We start from the raw sequence: 3,004 nt of genomic DNA, 5'->3' as shown, positions 1-3,004 counted from the left end.
GTGAACGCTCCGGAATTCTCAGGAGCGGGCGTGTAGGTATGCGTGCGGTCCGCACGAGCGCCGTCATAAACGTCCGCTTCTGCCGCATACCGCGCCGACCGAACCGGCCAGCGCGGGGCGTCGGAAGATCAACGGGCCGTGCCGATCCGAGGCCGGCGGAACGTCCGCAACTGCCGAGTTGAGTGCGTCTACGATCGGTTTCAGGAAGCGAGTTATGGATGCACGGCCACTCACCTCCGTGTTGGCCGATCGGTGTCCTGGAAACGGGCGACAGCGGTGTCGAGCACCCCACCGAACTGTACTGCTGTCGTGATCTTGGGACATTCAAGAATGATCGCGTCGTGGATCAGGCCCTCGACGTCTGCCCACCCACCGCGGTAGAGAACGATATTGAGCGCGTTCTGTTCGTCGCGGGTCTGGAGAAAGACCCCAACCGAGTCCGGATCGGCGACAACAGCCCGGTCGATCTCCAGTCGCTGGGACCAGGCCGCTGCTTCGTCCCGCCAGGTGATGGGACCGGGCACGAGCCCGGCGGCGGTCCAGGACTGCAGGCGCGAGTTGATCTCGGCAGCAGCTTGGTCCAAGTTGACGACGTAGTCCATGTTCATGATCTTCTAGTGAGTATCCCAGCCACCTCCAATGTTCGAAACGCACTGACATGCCGCATACCGCGCTGACCGAACCGGCCAGCGCGGGGCATCGGAAGATCAACGGGCCCTGAGTCTTCGAAGTCGGCAGAATGCACGCAACTGCCGCATAGTGCGCGGTTCGAAACGGCCACCGCCGGACGCCAGGCGCGGATTTACCTACCCAGCTCGCGGGCTACGTTGTTCCTTGTTTCAGCGGGCCGTCATCGTAGAAAGCGTCCGGTACAGGCATGAGATGGAGGGTCTGCCGGACTGCGCCAAGGTACTCCTCGAAGGCGCGGCGGGCCGGGACGCGGGCAAGAGCCCATCGTTCGGTAGTAAACCTTGTCGTGACTGCGTCAGTATGAAGCGCGGTTAACTGGCGGCCCAACGCGGCCGCGGCGGTGATGGTGGCCGGAGCGCCGTGGATCCAGACGGCGGTGGCCGCATCGTGCCACCGATGGTTTCCGGTCGTGAGAATGGTCCGCACGGTAGTGGCGTAATCAAGGTCGGTCGGGTCGGCGAAGGCGATGGCCTGGATGTCGTCGTAGCTGGCACGGAACGCTTCTGACAATCCCTGGTAGGCGGCCATCGTCTGGTCGCGACGCCAGCGTGCGGTTTCGGCCCGCGCGTCCCACAACCGCCCCAGAGCGACGCCGAGTAGCGCCGCGACCGCAGCGATAACCGCTGTCCCCATGGGATACCTCCCCCGATGCGGCCTTGATCCAATTGCCGCCCATGCCAGAGTATCTCCCGCCTGCCACTTGAGCCGAGATCTGTTGGCATCAGCGAAATCTGACGCTAGCAGCGAGCGTATGGAGGTATCGGGACTGCGCGGATAGGCATCCTGAAATGCCGCATGCCGCGCTGACCGAACCGGCCAGCGTGGGCCGGAACCTGGTGCGGTGCAGAACGTCCGCTACTGCCGATGTGCGGAAGTTCCGAAGTCCCTCGTTCGAAGTTGTTCTAGCAGTGGGGATTCGATCACCTTGCGCTGGAGAAGGCGGGTAAAACAGCCCTCGGCTCATGACGCCGGGCTTAGCGTCTGGGCATGAGCTGGTCTTCACCGATTTCCTCGCCGGGTGACCCGTACTACTCGCTGCCGAATGAATGGGATTTCGCTGACGAACGCCTTGCCCTGCTCGGCGCGGCCTATGACTCAGCCAGTATCGCGCTCGCGCGACGGCTGGGTGTGCGTGCAGGATGGCGGTGTCTGGAAGCCGGAGCGGGCGGCGGGTCCTTTGCACGATGGCTGTGTAGTGCCGCACTGCCCGGCGGTCGAGTGCTCGCGGTCGATGCCGACCCGCGTCACCTCACCGACCTACCCGGCCGCGGCGGTGAAGTCGCCCAGCTTGACCTTGTCGCCGATGACATCCCTGAACGCGCATTCGATTTCGTCCACACTCGATTCGTACTGCTGCATATTGCCGACAGAGACATCGTTTTGGAGCGACTGGCCCGCGCGCTGGCACCCGGCGGCGTTCTCATGCTCGAGGAAGGCGATGGGCTCGGTGTACTCGATGAAATGCCAGGTGCGTTCGGCGAAGTATGGCGCGCCTTCGCACGCTCGACCGAAATCGCGGGCGCGAGTCAATCGTGGGCCCGGAGCCTGCCTGCCCAGTTGGAGGAACTCGGGCTCGTCGATGTTCATGCCGAGGCGGATATCCCGATGTTTCGCGGAGGCTCACCGATGGCGCGCATGTGGAACCTGACCTGGGCACAAGCCCACGACACCTTGGTCACTCTTGGTGTCCGGCCCGAGGTGATTGCCGCTGCGCGGGCCGAGCTGCAAGACGAACAGCGATGGCTCTACGCCCCACCTACGGTCCGTGCATGGGCCCGCCGAGACGACATACCCGATCTGTGAGACAGGCCGTCCACTACTGCCGCATACCGCGCTGACCGAACCGGCCAGCGCGGGGTGCCGGAAGATCAACGGGCAGAGCGTCTCACGGCCGCCGGCAGTGCACGCTCATGCCGAATGCCGCGCATCCTGCTCCGTTGATCTGAGCAGCGCGGCAGACTGCGAGGGCCAGGATCCGAACGTGCTCGATGAGATAGGCAAGGTCACATACGCGGTGGAGGTAGCGGCGCGATACGACTGGACTTGGGCCGGTATGGATCTGGAGAGATTCTGCGTGTTCGCGCAGGCCGCGGCGTGCGCCTCTATAGCCCGACCCAACCTCGCGAACTACCGCTGGGCGAACCCCATTCGGCACTGGCTACGTTCGCGTGGTGGTCCTCGAGTGGGCCGGATCGGTGGGTGGGCCGAAGACGGCGCGAAGTACCGTTCGCGTGCCGGGTGCCTGGCCGATGTCGGCGAGCATGGCGATGAATTCGTGGAAGTTGGTCTTGATGGGGTTGAAGGTTCCGATGTT

At 64.1% G+C, this 3,004-nt stretch carries 3 protein-coding genes; 1 reads left to right on the top strand and 2 read right to left on the bottom strand.

The features are described 5' to 3' along the window. Positions 1-230: 230 nt before the first annotated feature. Entirely contained in the window at positions 231-602 is a 372-nt protein-coding gene (locus tag AB0L60_RS42365) for a hypothetical protein (protein ID WP_364626609.1), read from the bottom strand. Positions 603-822: 220 nt separating this feature from the next. Beyond that, positions 823-1,323, bottom strand: a complete 501-nt coding sequence (locus AB0L60_RS42360; protein WP_364626606.1) for a hypothetical protein — start codon at positions 1,321-1,323, stop codon at positions 823-825. A 354-nt stretch (positions 1,324-1,677) separates the two neighbouring features. On the opposite strand from AB0L60_RS42360, the gene AB0L60_RS42355 reads away from it, so the two are divergent. Continuing rightward, entirely contained in the window at positions 1,678-2,493 is an 816-nt protein-coding gene (locus AB0L60_RS42355) for a class I SAM-dependent methyltransferase (protein ID WP_364626603.1), read from the top strand. Positions 2,494-3,004: the final 511 nt, after the last annotated feature.

The organism is Nocardia sp. NPDC051981 (assembly GCF_040680715.1).
GTDB lineage: Bacteria > Actinomycetota > Actinomycetes > Mycobacteriales > Mycobacteriaceae > Nocardia.
Note: the sequence above shows the minus strand (reverse complement) of the source record. Positions and strands in the feature narration are given on the sequence as shown.

Excerpts from the sequence above, each read along its gene's own strand:
- AB0L60_RS42365 (WP_364626609.1), bottom strand. The coding sequence starts at position 602 with ATGGACTACGTCGTCAACTTGGACCAAGCTGCTGCCGAGATCAACTCG.
- AB0L60_RS42360 (WP_364626606.1), bottom strand. The coding sequence starts at position 1,323 with ATGGGGACAGCGGTTATCGCTGCGGTCGCGGCGCTACTCGGCGTCGCT.
- AB0L60_RS42355 (WP_364626603.1), top strand. The coding sequence starts at position 1,678 with ATGAGCTGGTCTTCACCGATTTCCTCGCCGGGTGACCCGTACTACTCG.